The organism is Alcaligenes sp. WGS1538, from assembly GCF_043187505.1.
Classification (GTDB): domain Bacteria; phylum Pseudomonadota; class Gammaproteobacteria; order Burkholderiales; family Burkholderiaceae_B; genus Alcaligenes.
On sequence record NZ_CP171109.1, the window covers coordinates 1,795,467 to 1,813,808 of the forward strand.

An 18,342-nucleotide genomic window follows, 5' to 3' on the forward strand; every position below is an offset into this window, starting at 1 on the left:
CTGGAGCGCCCATGGGAACCGTCGATATCGTCTCGTACATGACTCAGGCCCTCTACCTGACGCTGTGGCTGTCCCTGCCGCCGATTGCCGTGGCGGCCATCGTGGGGACCCTGTTTTCGCTTTTCCAGGCCTTGACGCAGATCCAGGAGCAGACTTTGTCGTTCACCGTCAAACTGATCGCGGTGTTCATCACGCTGCTGTTGACGGCCCGGTGGCTCAGCGGAGAGCTTTACAACTACGCCATTGCGGTGTTCGAACTGTTCCCCAAGATCCGATAGGGACGGGATAGTCATCATGGTCAATGGCGCGACTTACGCAGAAGTGCAGACATTCCTGGGGACTCTCGCCTTGTCGCAGCCGCGCATCCTGGCGATGTGCAGCATGCTGCCGCTTTTCAACAGACAGTTGCTGCCCGGGCTCGTGCGCTATAGCCTGTGCGCCGCGCTGGGCCTGGTGCTGGTCCCCATGCTGGCTCCGAGCTATGCGGCGCTGGACCTGGGGGCGATCGACCTGCTGCTGCTGATGGCCAAGGAAGTCTTTGTCGGCCTGGTGCTGGGCTTTCTGGTGGCGATTCCGTTCTGGCTTTTCGAAGCGGTCGGCTTCGTGGTGGACAACCAGCGCGGCGCCAGCCTGGGCGCCGTGATCAACCCGGCGACGGGCAACGACTCTTCGCCGCTGGGCATCCTGTTCAATCAAGCCTTCATGGTATTTTTTCTGGTCGGGGGCGGCTTCACGCTGATGCTGACCATGCTGTACGACAGCTTCCGGCTCTGGGACCTGTGGTCGTGGTCGCCCGCGCTGCGCATGGACAGCGTGCCGCTCATGCTCGACCAGCTCAGCCGCTTCATGCGCCTGGTGCTGCTCTTTGCCGCTCCGGCCATTGTCGCCATGTTTCTGGCGGAACTGGGCCTGGCGCTGATCAGCCGCTTTGCGCCGCAATTGCAGGTGTTTTTCCTGGCCATGCCGATCAAGAGCGCGCTGGCCCTGCTGGTGCTGGTCCTGTACATGAGCACGCTGTTCGAGTATGCCGGTGAGACGGTGCGGGCAATCCCGGGCATTCTGCCCTTTCTGAACGATCAATGGAGACAGCCGTGAGCGGGGAAAAGACCGAACAACCGACCGCCAAGAAGCTGCGCGACGCCCGCCAAAAGGGCGACGTCGCCCATAGCAAGGATTTCACCCAGACGCTGTTGATTCTGGCCCTGTTCGGCTATCTGCTGGGCAATGCATCCAACATCATCGAGACGTTCGGGCGGCTTCTGCTGGTGCCGGCGGGACTGTCCGGCATGCCGTTCGAGCTTGCGCTCAAGACGGCTCTGGAGGCTTCCCTGCGTGAAGCGCTCTATCTGCTGCTGCCCATTGTCCTGATCGTGCTGGGGATAGGCATGTTCAGTGAATTCCTGCAGGTGGGCATCCTGCTGGCTTTCAAAAAGCTGATCCCGTCCGGTAAGAAGCTGAACCCGATCAGCAACCTGAAAAACATCTTTTCCAAACGCAATCTGGTCGAATTTCTGAAATCCGTGCTCAAGATTTCGTTCTTGTCCGTTCTCGTGACCCTGGTGGTGCGCGACGCCCTGCCGCAACTGATGTCGGTGCCGCACAGCGGGCTGGCGGGGCTGCAGATCGGGGTGGGAGGCATGCTGTATACCATGATCGCGAACGTGGCCGTTGCCTACGTCATCATATCCCTGGCCGACCTTGTGTGGCAGCGTTTTCAGCATCGCAAGCAGCTCATGATGAGCAAGCAGGAAGTCAAGCAGGAATACAAGGAAATGGAAGGCGATCCTCATATCAAGGGCAAGCGCAAGCACCTGCACCAGGAAATGGCCATGCAGGGGGCGGTGCAGAGCGCTCGCAAGGCCACCGTGCTGGTGACCAACCCCACCCATCTGGCCATCGCACTGTATTACGAGCAGGACGAAACCCCGCTGCCGGTGGTGCTGGCCAAGGGCGAAGGCGCGCTGGCCGCGGAGATGGTCCAGGCCGCTCGTGAAGCAGGCGTTCCCGTCATGCAGAATATACCGCTGGCCCGGGCCCTCATGGCCCATGGCGAGCCCGATCAGTACATCCCGAGCGAACTTGTCGAGCCCGTCGCCGAAGTGCTGCGGCTGGTGCGCAAACTCGCAGGCGACCTACCGGAGTAAGCCCATGGCTGCCGCTGCTCATCCTTTGATTACCCGATACCTGAGTTCGCATGGCCTTCAGGACGCCATGCGCCCGGACGGCCGCGCCACCCTTCTGGTGGATGACAAGTATCGCATCCACTTGCGCGGCGCCAGCAATGGCTGGCTGGCGATCAGTTCGCGCCTGTGTCCTTTGCCTCCGCCCGGCATGGAGCGCGATCGCTTCCTGGTCAGGATCGGCGGTCACGCGGCCGGCATGCTCAGCCGGCAAGCCTCGACCTGCGTGGTCGACCCGGATGACGATGCCCTGTGGCTGCAGCAAATGGTTCGCCCGGACGCCGGCGCCGGTGACGTGGACGAGGCCGTGGGACGCTTCGCCAACGCGCTCTCGTTCTGGATGCATGTCGTGCGCCGCGCCGTATGAGCTTATTGATAATGAGAACAAGCCGTGCCGTTGGCGCGGGGGAGAGGATTGTGAAGCATTTGATTCCGGCATGCGCGCTGGCGCTATGCCTGGCGGGTACGGCGCAGGCTGCGCCCAATTGGCCGGCCGCCCCTTATAGTTATTACGCCCAGGACGAAAGCCTGCAGAATGTTCTGCGGCAGTTCGCCGGGGGCTTCAGCCTGGCGTTGCAGCTGGCGCCGGGCGTGTCCGGCACAGTGAATGGCAAGTTCAATACGGCCACGCCCTCCGAGTTCCTGGACCGTTTGGGCGGGGTTTACGGATTCAACTGGTTCGTCCACGCCGGCACGCTGTTCGTCAGCCCGGCCAGCGCCATGGTGACGAAATCCGTCAGCGCATCGGGCGGGTCCATCAGCGCCCTGCGCGAGGCCCTGCTGCAGTTGGGAGTGCTGGATCCCCGTTTCGGCTGGGGCGAGTTGGCCGACCAAGGGATTGCCCTGGTTTCGGGGCCGCCGGCCTATGTTTCTTTGATCCAGAAGATGATCGAGGCCTTGCCTCTGGGAAGCGGCAACCAGCAGGTGGCCGTGTTTCGTCTCAAACATGCATCCGTCAACGACCGGGAAGTCAGCTACCGGTCCCAGAGCGTCGTGACGCCGGGCCTGGCGACCGTGCTGCGCAACCTGATTCTGGGTTCAGGGGCAAGCAATGAAACCTTGTCGGCGGTGGCGGCGCCGCTGCGCCAGAATCCGCCGACGTTTACCGCCGCGTCAGACGGCGCCGCCAATGGCCAGGAATCCGGAGCGACGGCGGATGCCGGCGGCCCGGCCCCGCAGCGCGGATCGCGCCCCGGCCTGCGGTTTCGCGAGCCGACCGTGGAAGCGGATCCACGCCTCAATGCCATCATCGTGCAGGACATTCCGGATCGGATCCCTATCTACAAGGAATTGATCGAGCAACTGGACGTGCCCAATACGCTGATCGAGATCGAGGCCATGATCGTGGACGTGAATTCCGACGACGTCAGCGCGCTGGGCGTCACCTGGGGGGCGAGGGCCGGCACGACGTCTTTCGGCTATGGCGACTTCAATCTGAGCCCCAGCGACGGCTTGCCGCTGGGCGGCACGTCGGCGGGCACCTTGTCTCCGGGGACGTTTGCGCTGTCCGTCAGCAATGTGCTTGCAGCGCGCCTGCAGGCCCTGGAGACCAAGGGCGCCGCCAACATCCTGTCGCAGCCGTCGATTCTGACGGCGGACAATATGGGAGCGCTGATCGATCTTTCCGACACTTTTTTCATCCCGATCTCGGGTGAACGCGTCGCCGAGGTGACCCCCATCACCGTGGGCACCTCGCTGCGGGTGACGCCTCGTTACATCGAGGGCGATCATGACCAGCGCCGGGTTGAGCTGACCGTCGACATCGAGGACGGGCGTATCCAGGATGAACGTTCCATCAACAATTTGCCCACCGTGCGCAAGAGCAATATCAGCACGCTGGCCATCGTGGGCGACGGCCAGACGCTGCTGATCGGCGGCTACAACAGCAGCCAGGACAGTCAGCGCGTGGATAAAGTGCCGGTGCTGGGAGACATCCCGCTTCTGGGAGCTCTTTTCTCGAACAAGAACAAGACGGTGCAGCGCCGGGAGCGCCTGTTCCTGCTGCGTCCGCGAATCGTCTCGATCCAGGGGGAACCGGTCACGCTGCCGCGGCTGCAGTCGGCCGATACCGGGCCCGCCATCAGCGCCACCTGGCCTTCGGACGGCAGGCCCATGTCGGCCGGCCAGTACCTGGACCTCATCCGGGATCAGCAAACGCGCGTGCGCTTCGATGCCGTGATCGAGGCGAAGATGTCCGGCCCGGTCCGCGTCGGGCCGACCTATATACAATCCACCGCCCTGGGCAAGGCGGATTTGCCCAGCGACGCGTCCTCCCGGGTGATGTCCGAGGGAGCGGCCGTGCAGGTCCAGACCAGGCCGGTGCGGGACTGATACCAAGAAACAAGGAACCTGCGGCAACCAGGGGTTACTGATGCTGTACCACATCGGTGCCTGTTTTCCTGTGGGTTTCTGCTTTCGAACCTGTTCTTCGCAAGGAACGCCATTATGCAGATTCAAAACTATAACCACATACCGATCGCCAGTCGGCAGCCGACCGCACAGGCTCCCAAGCAACTTTATGGAACCTCCGGAAACCTGCAGTTCTCCCCGGCGGAGGGCGGTATGGCGCGTATCGGGCGCCTCAAGAACGTGGCCTCGCATATACGCAATTTGATCGTCGATCTGAAGTTTCGCCTCGGTCTTGCATCGCCGGCTCCCAGGGCGCAAAGCGGGGAGCTGGAGCCATCCCGCAAGATCAAGAGCGCCATCGGCAATTTGCTGGGCAAGCTCACAGCGGCGAGCGGCCATGCCGACGGCTTTCCGAAAATTCGTTCACAACTGGTGCAACTGGCCGGCTTGTCGAGGGGTGCCTTGGGCGAGGAGCAGGGCGGGCTGAAGTGTCTGCACAATATTTTGAATCAGTCAAGTGATGCGGACCTCATCGCCTTGCGCAATGGCAGCCTTGGCAATGGCTTGGACCGTTGGAACGTGCTGAAGACGATTCCATCTGATGCCGGGCATGCGGCGGGTAAACTATGGGACCAAATTGCGAAAGCCGTAGAGTCGCGCTTTGTGGAGCAAGTCGTACAGGAGCCGCTGGGTGAAATTCATGAGCTGCTGGTCGGCCCGTCAATCGATGCGAATAAGCTGAAGGAACCCCTGCTCCGGCTGGGCATAGGCCTGGATCAGTATGCGGCCAGCAAAGCGAGGGGGACTAGCGCGTCGTCGGGAGATGACCCGCTGCACCTCTACCTTAATTGCTTGCCCGAGAGCGCGTTGAAGGATCTGCAGAGCCTGGTGACGCCGGGCAACCTTGACAGAGGACTGTCGGCGCTACGGGAAGCCGATGAACTGCGCGCTCATCAAACGCTGGATCGCCTGCGCAATACGCTGATGGAGAATATTTCGTATCAGAGAAGAGAAGCCTTCTTAAACGTCACCAGAAGTCAAAGTTGAATGTACAGGCAGATGGCAAGTTGCGAAGAGCCGGCGGCTCTTCGCGCCATGCTGGAGCATGAATCCCCGCGCCGGCTCGGCCGGTCGCGGTAGGGGCGTACAGAGTCAAATTCGAGGATGATCGCTATGGATATTCGGCCCCCCGGCCACGCAGACGTCCACGGCGAGGAGCAGAGAAATTGGGCGTCTGTATCGCAAGCTCATGCGCAGCGCGAGATTCCAATTCAGGCTCTTCAGGTTCAGAAGCGGACTGCGCCTGCGGCCTTGGCGGAAACTCAACAGGCGACTTTGGGAGCGCCGCATCCGTCCACGAGCCTTCTCTCCTCATCCATTGGGCAAGATGAGGTGCGCGGCGTCTCGCGCACGCACCGTATGCGCAATTTTGCGGCCGACCTGAAATTTTGTTTCGGTCTGGCGTCGCTCACCGCGCGGGCGCAAAGCGGAGAACAGGAACCACCCCGTAAGATCAAGGACGCCATCGACAATTTGCTGGGCAGCCTGACGGCCGCGAAGGGCGACCATGAAGGCTTTCACAAAGTTCGTGCGCAACTCGAGCGTTTGGCCGAGCTGACGAAGGTAAAGTCGGACAATGAAAAAAGCAGCTTGAGCTATCTGGACGACGCCCTGAAAAAATCAAGTGATTCATTTCTCATCGCCTTGCGCAATGGGAGTCTTGGCAGTGACTTCGATCGCTGGAACGTGCTGAACGAGATTCCCCCAGGTGTGAGGCGTGAACGGGCGGGAGCGATGTGGGGTCAGATTGCAGACGCCGTGCAGTCGCGCTTTGTGGAAAAAGTCGTACAGGAGCCGTTGGGTGACGTTTACGAACTACTGGCCGACCCTTCAATCGAGGCGAATAAGTTGAAGCATCCATTGCTGCGGCTGGCCAAGGGCCTGGACCAGTACGCGAACAGCAGAAGCAGGGGATCCGATGTGACGCCGGGTGAGCACCCGCTGCACCTCTATCTGGATTGGCTGCCGAAGGATGCGCTGAAGGATTTGCAGAGCCTGGTGATGCGGGGGCGTCTTGAGAACGGATTGACGGTTCTACGGGAGGTCAACGAAGTGCGCGCCCGCCAAACCCTGGATTGTCTACGCGCCAGGCTGCTGGAGAGCATTGAGTTCCAGGCCAGGGACGAGCACGACAGCACGCCGCATTAAGTCCAGGCTGAGCCTTTGGATGTACGCCGAATTCCGCGGAGCCGCCATGCGGAAGTTCGTGGCGTAAAGTGAGGCATGCGTGAAGGCTCACATCTTTCAATTGCCCCTATCGCAAGCATGCGTATTCGCGCCGGCTTCATTGCGGACCTTGGGGATAAGCCCAGATGGGTTTTTCCTGCGCTCTGCGCCCCTTCAGGCTCGCACGCATCACGTCTCCCTGAGTCAGGCATCATCAAGGATGCGGACGCTCGCTAAAACCGGAATCTTGCCTTGACGGCGCTGCATTGGTCCATGAAAAGCGAGGGGGAAGGAACACTCGGCGGCTATGTGTTACTGAAGCACAATCATGGCGTGTTTCGACGTCCGAACCTGAACTTATCAAGGGATACCATGCAGATTCACAATTATGGCCGGTCAGGTAATTCGGACCTGCAATTGCGGAACCGGGAACCCGGGCCTCTGGGAGGCGTCGGCAACCTGCAGTTCAAGCCAAAGCACGGCAGCATGGCAGGCGCGAGCCGCCCTGGAAGGTGGCCGCAGGTGGAACATTTCATCAGCGAACTGCTGTTTGCCGTCAGCCTGGAGACTAGGGAGGCGCGGGACTCGCGCAGGAATGCGCGCAAGATATGCGAAAACAACCGCCACATCGGCAATTTGTTGGACAGCCTGATGACGCCGTTCACCGATATGCAGGGTTCGACCAAAATGGCCAGGAGCCTGGCGGCGGTCAGCAAATTGTCCGGAGGCGATCTCGCCAGTCTGCGCGGCGGACAGGAATTCCTGTCCGTCTATTTGCAGGAATTGACGCGACTCGATCTTTATATCTTGCGTGAGGACATGTTGAACAACGAGAGGAAGCGCACGAAAGTCCTGGATGAGATTTCGTCTGAGCTACGCGTCCAGGCATCCTCCGTTCTGGAGCAAATTCGTCAAGCCGTGGACCGGGAATCCGTACGTGAGCCTCTATGGCGACTGGCTGTATTGCTTAGCGAAGAGTCAGCGGATATGGAAGAAGTCTACGACACATTGTTGTTGCTTCCGAATAAGGCGTCCAGGCTGGACGACTACCTTCAGTCTTTGCCTGCTGGCAAATCGTCCAGGCTGCTGCACGCATTGCGACCTGAAAAGATCGATGTTCTGGAGCGGGCCGTGTCAGTGCGCTCGGGGAATGACCCGGTTCCTTCCTGGGCCCGGAGCAGGCTGGATAGCCTGCGCCAGTCTTGCAGTCGCGAGATGGCGGCACAGGCTCGGGCGGAGCCTTCTGCTGAGCCGCTTGTCTATACGAGAGATCTAGGCCGACAGGCCCGATAGCTCAGCGCAACGGTCTCGGGACCGGTTCGCGAGGCGGCATGAGGACGACGTTGGCGGCAGCGGCCCGCGCACGCCGCTTGACGGCGGAATCAACCCTATGAACGCGTATGCGGATGCCTTTGGATAGGCGCATCGGATCTGACCCTGCGGTCTGGATATGATTCCAGACCGCTTTTTTTCAGGTAGACGTGTCGATGAGACACCGAGCTTGCAAGGAACGCTCAAAGGCGATCTGTTACTGATGCATTGCTGCGACGGTGGACGCGTCGTGGTGTGTTGAGGGTCGAGCCTGATCTTTCCACGGGACGAGCATCATGCAGATCCAGAACCGCGGCCAGATCAGCACGACGGCTTGTAATGATGGGGTCTGATATTGCTTTAAAGATAGTGGCCAATCGATTGAGGAACTTGCATCAAGAGGCCTTAACAAGCACATGAGGCGAATTCCTTATTTTGTCGCGCGGGAAGCCATCTCCAATTTTTTGATAAATATCAAAATCCTGCTTGTAATTTATTAGGAGAAAATCATCATGAGTTTCAAACTTGCAGAAAGAGGCTTGGCTTCCGATGGGAACATGGCCGTGGCCGCAAAAGATTATCAACGGTCCAAGGCGGGTATCGTCCTGCAGGTGGTCGTGGGCATTTTGACGCTGGGCATAGGCGCGATCGGCGTCGAGATCTATCATGCAAAGAATAAAAGCCAAAAACAAAAAGAATTTATCAATTTGGCTGGAGAGCTGTTGAAGGCGATGCAGAGCGCTGAAAACCCGGAAGAAGGCTTTAAGTTTAACTACAAAAGCTTGATTGAAGGGCAGGAAGCTGAAATCTCGGTAGCTAGAAATGGAAAAGGTGTGACTGTCTCTATGGGCGGCGAGACAATCAACATACCGAACAAGACCTTGGGTGAAATCCGCGAAAACTTGAAGAGAGATATTCTTTCCAATGCGGATGTTTATGGACCTGAATTGGCCAAGCTTGCGCTGAAAGACGAAGAAGGCGGAACCCGTTCACTGGCCGCGCAGTTTCTTGAGTCTAGAGTGGTCGGTTTGAGAACCGATCTGATGTCTAAAGATGAAATCAGGGAAGCTGCCACTCGTCTGATCGATAATAAGGTAACAGGAGAAGAACTGTGTAAGCAGTTCAATCCTAAGGATAGCGTAAGCGAAAAAATCGTCGACCAGGAGTGCTTGGAGATGATAGCTGCCTGGAAGAGCAGCTTGAATTCTGCAAGCAAAAAAGTTATTTATACGAACCCGGCAGAAGCTCCAAAAATTACGGATTTAAGGAAGCCGCAGAGCAAGGACGAAATTCGAGTCAGAAAATTTCTGGCTGAATTGTTTTTTCCGGAAAACGCATGGAGAATGGATACCAAGGAGCCGGGGGCTCGTGTACGGTCTGTGCTCTTGAAAAATCCAGAGCTATTGGCTGAGCTGTACACAAGGCCGGAGCTTATTGACACCGCGGGCTTGCCCAAAGAATCGACCGAAGGCATGAAGTTGCTTTTGAATGCAGTGAAAGCGCAGTTAGGCATCAAAGATGAATTCGTGTCGCCTAGAACCATCACCATTGCCTTGAAGCTTCAGCACGATAGTTCTTATGATCATATTGCCGAAAAAATCGACAACGAAGTCGAGACCTTGAATTTTTCAAAAATTGGTGGAGCCGACCTGCTCCAGAAAATCAGTCTTGCAAAAAAAGGTGAAAAAAAAGGCGATTTTGAAACTTTCATAGAAAATGTCCTCGTTAATTATTTTTCAAACCAAGCGACGGTCGATAAGCGAGCCATGCTTGCCTCGTTCCTGGAAAATGCGGGTTCGAACGATGCTGATGAAGTAAAGCTGATGGCGCTCCTGAAGGCGAGCGGCCCATATATGCAGAAAATGCTGCAATTGCTGAGCGATAATGCAGAAGAAGGTAACTTGAAGACGGCGCTCGACGACATGAAAACGAATCTGAGTCCGATCAATGAGCGCATCGTGGAAGCGATGCTGACGCAGATCGTGGTCAATTCGGGCGGAAAAATTCAGCAGATTGATGTGAAGAGAAGCCTTGGAGCCGCGTCGGTGGGTCAGACGCTCCTGGCTAATGTTCACTGGAATGACAAACCTGAGCCCGAGGAAGTGGTGATTAAACTATTGCGCCCGGGGGTGCGTCTAAGGGCTGACCGTGAGGTAAAGTTCCTTGAAAAAGAGGCATTAAAAGTCAGTCCTGCCATGGAAAAAACTTTCGAAGGAATTTCCGAACAAATCAAAGTGGAAATGGATTTGACGAAAGAGGCGAATTTTGTAGAGCTGGCCAAGGTTTATGATGTCGGCTATGAGAATATGCAGGCAATGAAGTTGGTTGACAAGATTCTGCCCTCGCAAAATTACATGCTGTTGAGCAAGGCGCCAGGCGTGACTGTCAAAACCGCCTTCGATGATCTGGAAAAAAAGATTTCACAAGGAAACTTTGAAGAAGCTTCGAAATATAGCGAGAAATTAACTGACGGAATCCGATCCCTGACGAAAAAATGGGTGACGGAGGCGCTTTTTGGCACAGGGTTCTATCACGGCGATCTGCATGCTGGAAACATCATGTTCTCGCCAGATATAAATGAAAAAGGCATGCTGACTGCCATTGACTTCGGCAATGCAGCGGTTCTGTCACGCCCCCAGCGTAAAGCCATTTTTAAAATGGTGCTGGCGGCTGCAGTAAGAAATGAAAAGGTATTCGTAAGAAATTACGAAAAAGTGCTCTCAGATAAAGGGCGTGAAGCGATTGGGACAAAAGAAGAAGGTGAAACTTTAACCAATAGAGAAAAGTTGCTCCTGGAAACTAAGAGAATCATGGGTTTAGATATAGATCCGGGATTGGTGATCAAAGAAATTCTTAATGCCGCCAATAAAATTGGCCTTGAGATCCCTGCGACCGTGACCAATTTTTCTCGTTCCCAAATAATGTTGCAAAATGCGATTAACAGAGCTAATGAAGAAAATAAAAAGATACGGGATAAATTTGCATTTGATGCACGTATATTGGCTCAAAACTCTTCTGAGATTAAGGAAAAGACCGAAGTAAAAGATATATACGTACAAGCTACGCAGAGTTTGGCTCAGTTGAAAGGCGCCAAAACCGTTGCGATGGGGGTGAGAGAGGAACTGGAGCTGATCGCCAACCGTGCAGCGCTCGCTGTCGCCGCCTCCGAGAATTTAGGAACGGTAAATTTCGGTGGTTTGATGATGAATGTGATGCTGAGTAACGTAGTGGATAGCGGTCTGCTTGCTCGAGGCGATATTATCAACATCGTGAGATCGGGGTTTTCGCGAGCCTAATCAACTGATATCCTTCAAGTCCAGTTTGCCATGGCTTCATGACGAATAAGACTGAAATGGGCGGCATGAAAGCGAACGCTTTTTTTGCCGCCCATTTTATTTTTGAAGATGAAACTTCCGCTCAAGCTTAGGGGGAAATTGCACGAACGTTGTTTCGAGGGCAGAAGGAGATCCCGGAGCCCAGGCTCCTGGCGTCCTTCGCTAATCGGCGGTTCAGGCCGGAACAGGGCGCTACGGTCCGCGCCAGCCTCCTCAGCAGGGCGTGGACGCGAATCATCGCGTTGGTGTCCGACTTGAAGTTTCGCCTTGGCCGCTCTCGACCCGAAGAGCGGGCGCAACGCGAAACCTCGGCTCAAAATCGCAAGGGCCTGCATCTTGTCGGTGGTTTCCTGAGCAGCCTGACTGCACGAGCGGACGACGCTGAAGAGCAGTCCAGGATAGCCCAGGAACTGCGGCGTCTCTGCTCACTGTCCCAAGAAGATGCTCGCGCTTTCCAGGCAGGGTTGGAATCTCTGCCCATGTGCTTGGGAGAGCTCCAGCGCGGCGACATCTTCGCTTTGCGTGAGGGAGCCTTGGGGCGTCAGGACGTGCGTGATGCGGTGTTGGCACGGTTCCTGACTGACGAGTCAAGGACCCGCGCCGCCGGTATACTGGCTCGGATGGAGGCAGCCTTGAGTCGACGCGTGGCCCGGGACGTCGTACAAGAGCCTATGTCGGAAATCGTGGAGTTGTTGTCCCGGTCGCCTCTGGATGGACAGAAGCTGGGAGGGCAGCTGATCAAACTGCACACGGGTCTGGCGATGCTCGACCCGGGCCGGCCGGAGGACGGGTCGCCGGTCAATTCCACGCTGGACGTCTATTTCCAGTCTTTGCCTCTGGAACACTCGGGGGCGCTGCTGGGCGACTTGCACTCTCAAAAACTGAATGCCGCCGAGCATGCCTTATCTCTGCTCAGCGATGACTTGAAGCATCAGGCCCTGGCCATGCTGAATCGTTTGCGCACGGCGGTGAATCGCGAGATCCGCGCCCAGGCCCAGCCTGATCTGTTGTTGCTGAAGGAGAGGTTGAAGCAAGCGGCGCGGCATGGAGATCGTTTCGCCGCATCGTTGGCGTTGCGGGATTTGAATGCGCTGGTGGACAAGAGCAGGCGGATCTGCGATCCCTTGCCTGAAGGCATGCTCGAGGACGTGCGCGAACTGGTCGATGAAGGCGTGGTTTTGATCCGGGACGCCGAGAACAACCCGGGCGGCCCGCTGAACGCGGTTTCGCTGAACCGCTTGGATGATCTGTCCCTCGGCTTTCTGCGCGGCGCTTCGAGCTTGCATGCTCTTGGGCTGGAGCTGGACACCGAGTCGGGGCGCGGGGTGGCGTTGGGACGGGTCGGGGCGCTCAGCCGGCAAGCTGTCGGTCGCATGACCGACATGCTGCGGACTTTGGCCGAAGACCCCGGCGATGTTTCCCTGCTCATGCGACAACTGCGGGGACTGGCCGATGTGGAAATGCGACGCATCGAGCAATTGACGGAGCTGGGGCAGTTTCCTGACGGTCTGGATACGGACGAATGTCGATCCATGGTCCACGAGATGTGCGAGCTGGCGGAGTGTAGAAGTCCAGATCCGACCGCGAGGATCCTGCCGCACGCCTTCTATCAAACCTTGGAGGCCCAGTACGGGATTGTTTATCAAGCGGGCAGGAGTTCACCCTACTTGCTGTCGACGGATTCGGATCGCGCCGTCATCGCGCCTTTCCTGGAGCAGGCCCATTTGCGCACGTGGTCGACTTGTCCGCCTATCTTCCATCGAGAGATACAACGGAGCTCAAATTCGACGTGAAAAAAAAACGTTGATGGCAGCATCGATATCATCACGACGGTTACCTTTGCTGATGTCAAGCTAGCCTATGAGGCCTTGCCGAGCAGCGGCAGGAACAGGCTTCTGAAAATGAGGCAAGATTCCGATAGCTGGTTTCAGGCTCAGTTCACCGTGAATGTCCCACAGAATGCCGATCAGATCAAAGTGACGCGCTTGCCGCATTTCCAGCGTCATTATGATGTGACGTCCTGATAATGCACTGATCGCGATACGGTTCGAGCTGCGATCAACGGGGTCTGGCCCTGTCTGCGCCAGTTTTGTTCAAGCCCCCGGATTCTGGGTCTGTCTCCAGAATCCGGGGGCTTTCATATGGCTGTGCGGGCGAGCCGACAATGTGCGCTTAAGGGCGAGGAAGATGTCAAGCAGTTACCCAAAGCGTCGACTTCGTGCTCACCGCAATCCTGGCCAGTTTTGTTGTACGCGCCGAGGAAAGCGCTGGATTCTCATCTGTTCCAGGCTTGCGACCATGCGGAGGATGGCCGCAAGCATCAAAGGCAGGGCGGTCGAACTGGCGAAGCGCTGAACTCGAGAAAATAATCGGAACATTGAGCGATCGTCTGTTACTTAAGGTCAAGATGTGGCTATCGGACTGCGCATGGGAATAGTCAGTTCGTCCGATCTTGTTGCGATCGCTGGTTTTGTTTTTTCTAAGGAAGCTGTTATGACTCGTCCATCCATAGGCAATGTGAATCCGGCTGTTGGTCAAGCTAAGCTGGAGCGGAAGGATTGGGCGTCCCACGTTATCGAAACCGCCAATAAGTGGTCATTCAAAGCGGAGAAGGGCGGTTCTGTACGTGCCAGCCGCTTCAGGGCGATACTGGCGGATATACATTGCGCTCTGGTCAGGCTGGGCGCTGATCTGGCGTATTCCCTGGGGCTCATGCCTCCGAAAGCGCGGGCAAGCTACGAGGATGTTCTAGCGCTTCGCAAGAACAAACGTTGCGTCGACGATGTGCTGGACTGCCTGAAGGCGCTTAAGAACGACGGCAGGAGTCGTTTCCCCGATTCCAGGGCGCTGGCCATGTTGGGCGAGCGGTCGGAAGGGGATCTTGAAAATCTGAAAGGGGGGCGAGAGGCTCTGAAGGCCTATTTGCGCAGATCGAGCGATGCCGATCTCATGGCTCTGCGCCAAGTTCTACTGGACAGCCCCGATTGTTCCGTCTTCATGCTGGGCCAGGTTGCGGGGCAGGATTACGACAATGCGTCCCGGGTGCTGGATCAAATTGCCAAGGCTCTGGATAAACGTTTGATTCAAATCGGGCGAGAGCCTTTGAAGCAGATTGCCAAACTGGTGGGCGAAGTAAATCTTGTCTTCAAACGTGGGGACGATTTGGCGAAGCATCTATCCCGTTTGTCAGGTTCACCGGTGATCGACATGCTGGATCGCTGCATCCAGTCCTTGCCTGAGAATCTACAGGATAATCTGCAGTTTGTGCGAAGCAAGGAAGGGGCGGGCGTGTGCCAGAGGGCGCTGATCGTCGCTGGTCACGACAGGGGGCCTGTTTATGACGTCCTGCATCTTGTTCGTGGAGCCCTGGAACGCAACCAACAAGCACAGGCGCAGCGCAAAGCCTTGATCAGCGATAGTGAACGGCTGATGGGAAATTTTCTGCGCAGCCTGTCGGCGCCAGTAAACGATACCGGGGCATTGGGCCGCATCGCTGAAGAGCTGAGGTTGCTGATCGACTTGTCGGAAGGACATTTGACTCGGTTGCCGGAAAAAGCGTTGAGCCTTCTGTTTGATCCTACGAATCATGAATTGAGTGGTCTCGGATTCCTCATCCTCAGCGATGCCATGAGTAAAGGAATCCTAGGTTTTGAATTTGGTCGCGAACTGATACTGGAACAGCTCCCGCCCGGCAAATTGCCCAACCAGGCTTCCCGGCTGCTGAGTCAGATTGCGCGGGCTCTGGATTGGGGCTTTCGCGTAAACGTGGAAAGGCCTCTTGAGGGGCTCGCGCGCCAGTTGGACGCTGACTCGGTGGATGGAGACGAGCTGTTGAAGGTGTTGTCGCGGTTGGCCGCAGGCTTGGACCTCAGTGTCCCTGCAGTCAATGAGGTAGGTGAATATGCGCCGATCGTAGTGTTGCTGTCCGATCATTTCCAGTCCCTGCCTGAGTCTGAGTTGAAGAGTCTTCTACCCCTGGCGGACAGGAATGAATTGGTCAGATGCTCGAACGCGCTGACCACATTTGGCGCGCCGCAGAAGGAGCGCGCTCAGAAAATGTTGAATTATATCCACCAGTCCCTAGTTCACAGTCAGGCGGCCTAGTTTATCCGCCAGATCGTATGGAAGCCGGACAGAGCTTTGTCGAACGTCCAGGATCCAATTGTTTGAAGCCGTCATGCGGGAGTCTGTGCGGCAGGCGATCAGGTCAGCCGGTATCCAAGGCCTGCTGAGGCTTTGCCGTGGCGGCGATTGCGCCACTCATGGGTTTCAGTATCCGAGTCTGATCGTTTCAAGGACAACCATCATGCTGATACAAAATCATGGCCAGGCAAACGATATACGTTTGCCGCGGCAGAACCTGGATGACTGCTCTTCAGGAGATGTCGGCAAGCTGCGGTTCAAAGAAAGGCAGTGCCCAGCGGCGCGTGCAGGCCGTCCCGGTTCCTGGTCAAGCTTGAACGGTGCGGCGACCGAATTGCCAACTTTCTCTAGCTGCGCGCATCAAGGTGCTCCGGCTGAGCACCAGGCTCTGGAGGAGAAGCCAGCTTGTGGCAGGCTGATCGGCAGCGTGCTGCGGAGCCTGAGCGCTCCGCAGGACGATGACGACGCTCAGTACAGGATTGCCTGGGGGCTGGCGCGGCTCGGCAAGCGTTCGAATGGCGATCTGGCCAATCTCCAGGGAGGGCGGGAGTTTGTGCTCACCTACATGAGCAAGCTGGAGGCTGCAGACCTTTCTGCTCTGTCCAAGGGCGTGTTGTGTCAGCCTGATGCCGGCAAGAGGGTTCTGATGCGGATTCTGCCCGCTTTTCGCAGTCAGGCGGCGGACGTACTGGAGCAACTGGCGCAGGTTCTGCGTCTGCGATTGGTCAGCGACACTTTGTTGGAGCCGGTACAGCGGCTGGCCATGTTATTGTCCGCCTCGCCTATTGATGGAGAGCGGCTGCATATGCAGTTGAGCAGCCTGCCCATCGACGTGCGTTTGCTGCACCTCTATTTGAATTTCATGCCCCAGGATCGGGTGCAGGCGCTATGGTTCGCCTTGCGTCCCGAAAAACGGGAGGGCGTCGAACAGGCTTTATTGTCGATGGAAGATGCAAAGCGGCAGCAGGCGCGCGAGGCGCTGCGTTGCGTCCGCGCATCGGCGAGGCGAGCATTCTGTGCGCGGGTCATGCCAGAGCTGCGGCAAGTGGAGCAGAAGCTGGCTCAGGCGCTGGACGCGCAGGACAGGCGTGCCGCGTCTAAAGTTTTGCTTGAGTTGAGCGCCTTGGTGGACGAAGGCCGGCAGTCTTATGGGCCCCTGCCCGAGGAAGTGGCCGAGGAAGTGAGCAGGCTGGTCACGAGCGGCCTGAATCAGCTCCGGGACTTCCAGGACAAGCCATACGGGCCGCTGAATGAGGCTTCCTTGGAAAAGCTGGATGACATTGCCCTGGAGTATCTGCGTCACGCCGCCGAGGGGCTGGAGTCCTTCGGCCTGGAGCTGGACGGTCGGGGCCTCGATGCTGTCAGTCTGCGGCGAGTCCAGGTGCTGGGCGCAGAGGTTGGCAAGGCCATGATGGATGTGTTTCGCACCCTCTCCAGGGATCGGGTCGAGATGTCCGTGCTCATCCGGCAATTGCGGGACCTGTCCGGCAGGGAGCTCCAATACGTCCAGCAGCTAGCGGATCTGGGCCAGTTCGCGTCCGGAGGGCTGGGTACGGATGACCGGCGGGTCATGAGTCAGAAGGCGTGGAAGAAGATAATCAATCAATTGCTTCGCGACGGCCGCATCGATATGGTGCATGGCGCCATGCGCCATATGGACCTGCTGAAGGATCTGGAGACGGCATTCGGCGCCATCGCGACGGGAGTCGGGCATGTCATTTTCTTTCAAAAGGATTATGAAAAAGCTGGCATGGAGATCAGCAGGCAAGTGAGCACGACGCATCATCTTCTGAACGGCATGACCAGCGCGATGTACAAGCGGATGGAGAGTCTGACAGGCGTGGACCTGTCCTATAGATCGACCCCGTCAGGCGTCGACGTCCTGCCTGACGCCTTTCATCCGGCCCTGCAGCAGCAGTACGGGGTGGCCTACGATCCGAAAAACGTCGTAGTCACCGTGCTTCAGACGGATGCGCTGCGTACCGTGCTGGCGCCCTGGCTGGAAAAGCTTGCGCTTGTGGGAGAGCCCGGCGTGGAGACGATCATGCTGCCTCGGGAGGATACCGAGGATGAGCTTTTCGTGAGCAGACAATTCTACGAAGATGGTATCGAGCGCCCCAGGATCTCTTTGTCGATCCGAGGGGCCGCGGCGGATGGTCAGCCTGTACGTTTCGCGTGGTCTGATCCAGTAACGCCTGACGATAGGTTTGAAGCCATGCGGGAAGCATTGGATGCCCTCGGCCGGCTGGCCGGCGCCGATGTGGAATCGCTGACTCACCTCATGAATTACAAGCATATGGCCGGCGCCGTGGTAAGAGGTCTTTGGGAAATGGAGTTGGATGCGCCTTTCAAACTGGCCGACGGCATGGTTGTGTATCCAGAAGGGGAAGCGCACCTGGACTTCAATGTGAAGCAAAACGAGAAGGGCGACCTTGAGGTGGCGACCACTGTGACCTTTTCCAATATCAGCAAGGCTCCGGGCTTGGGGCGAGACGGCACGGTCGCTTCCGTAATCATGAGTCCGAACGCCACGAGCTGGGCTCAGGTCCAGTTCGCCTTGAACGTTTCCCCTAAGGTCGACTGGATCAAGCTCGTCGATCTGCCCCAGTTCCGTTACCATTTCGAGGTTGAGCGGGTGCACCATGAATAAAGGCCTCTGACACCGGCCTGTTCCAGGCGTGGGCCGCCCCCGAAGACTGCCTGACATCCCGGGCTTTGGCGGCATGGACTGGCGCGATCGTTCCGGTCGAGGAACGGCTGGTAGTCATAAGTTACTGACGTTTCGAATCCGGCAATAT

The 18,342-nt window shown here is 57.4% G+C and carries 12 protein-coding genes; all 12 read left to right on the forward strand.

The features are described from left to right. Window positions 1-11: 11 nt before the first annotated feature. The 12 genes from sctS to ACF3ND_RS08540 all read left to right on the forward strand — a co-directional run bounded on the left by sctS (window position 12) and on the right by ACF3ND_RS08540 (window position 18,194). The gene (sctS, locus tag ACF3ND_RS08485; RefSeq protein ID WP_394065636.1) at window positions 12-278 is read left to right on the forward strand and encodes a type III secretion system export apparatus subunit SctS; all 267 of its coding nucleotides are present in this window, start codon (window positions 12-14) and stop codon (window positions 276-278) included. A 16-nt stretch (window positions 279-294) separates the two neighbouring features. After that, window positions 295-1,095, forward strand: a complete 801-nt coding sequence (gene sctT / locus ACF3ND_RS08490) for a type III secretion system export apparatus subunit SctT (protein WP_394065637.1) — start codon at window positions 295-297, stop codon at window positions 1,093-1,095. Next, window positions 1,092-2,144, forward strand: a complete 1,053-nt coding sequence (gene sctU / locus ACF3ND_RS08495) for a type III secretion system export apparatus subunit SctU (RefSeq protein WP_394065638.1) — start codon at window positions 1,092-1,094, stop codon at window positions 2,142-2,144. Before sctT ends, sctU begins: the two co-directional genes overlap by 4 nt. 4 nt (window positions 2,145-2,148) lie before the next feature. Further along, a complete protein-coding gene (locus tag ACF3ND_RS08500; protein ID WP_394065639.1) occupies window positions 2,149-2,547 on the forward strand; it encodes a hypothetical protein in 399 nt (132 codons plus the stop codon). Between the two features lie 50 nt (window positions 2,548-2,597). Beyond that, on the forward strand, window positions 2,598-4,511 hold the full coding sequence (sctC, locus tag ACF3ND_RS08505) for a type III secretion system outer membrane ring subunit SctC (RefSeq protein WP_394065640.1): 1,914 nt from the start codon (window positions 2,598-2,600) through the stop codon (window positions 4,509-4,511). Between the two features lie 114 nt (window positions 4,512-4,625). After that, window positions 4,626-5,576 carry a hypothetical protein gene (locus ACF3ND_RS08510; protein WP_394065641.1) on the forward strand — a complete coding sequence of 317 codons (951 nt, stop codon included), beginning with the start codon at window positions 4,626-4,628 and terminating at the stop codon, window positions 5,574-5,576. 126 nt (window positions 5,577-5,702) lie between these two features. Next, window positions 5,703-6,737, forward strand: coding sequence for a hypothetical protein (locus ACF3ND_RS08515; RefSeq protein WP_394065642.1), 1,035 nt, complete (start codon window positions 5,703-5,705; stop codon window positions 6,735-6,737). Window positions 6,738-7,007: 270 nt separating this feature from the next. Further along, window positions 7,008-8,048 (forward strand): hypothetical protein, encoded by a 1,041-nt coding sequence (locus ACF3ND_RS08520; RefSeq protein ID WP_394065643.1) that lies wholly within the window; start codon window positions 7,008-7,010, stop codon window positions 8,046-8,048. A gap of 530 nt (window positions 8,049-8,578) precedes the next feature. After that, window positions 8,579-11,362, forward strand: a complete 2,784-nt coding sequence (locus ACF3ND_RS08525) for an AarF/UbiB family protein (protein ID WP_394065644.1) — start codon at window positions 8,579-8,581, stop codon at window positions 11,360-11,362. A 293-nt stretch (window positions 11,363-11,655) separates the two neighbouring features. Further along, window positions 11,656-13,194: a hypothetical protein gene (locus ACF3ND_RS08530; RefSeq protein ID WP_394065645.1), complete on the forward strand. Its 1,539-nt coding sequence runs from the start codon at window positions 11,656-11,658 to the stop codon at window positions 13,192-13,194. A 616-nt stretch (window positions 13,195-13,810) separates the two neighbouring features. After that, a complete protein-coding gene (locus ACF3ND_RS08535) occupies window positions 13,811-15,505 on the forward strand; it encodes a hypothetical protein (protein ID WP_394065646.1) in 1,695 nt (564 codons plus the stop codon). Window positions 15,506-15,707: 202 nt separating this feature from the next. After that, window positions 15,708-18,194 carry a hypothetical protein gene (locus ACF3ND_RS08540; protein ID WP_394065647.1) on the forward strand — a complete coding sequence of 829 codons (2,487 nt, stop codon included), beginning with the start codon at window positions 15,708-15,710 and terminating at the stop codon, window positions 18,192-18,194. Window positions 18,195-18,342: the final 148 nt, after the last annotated feature.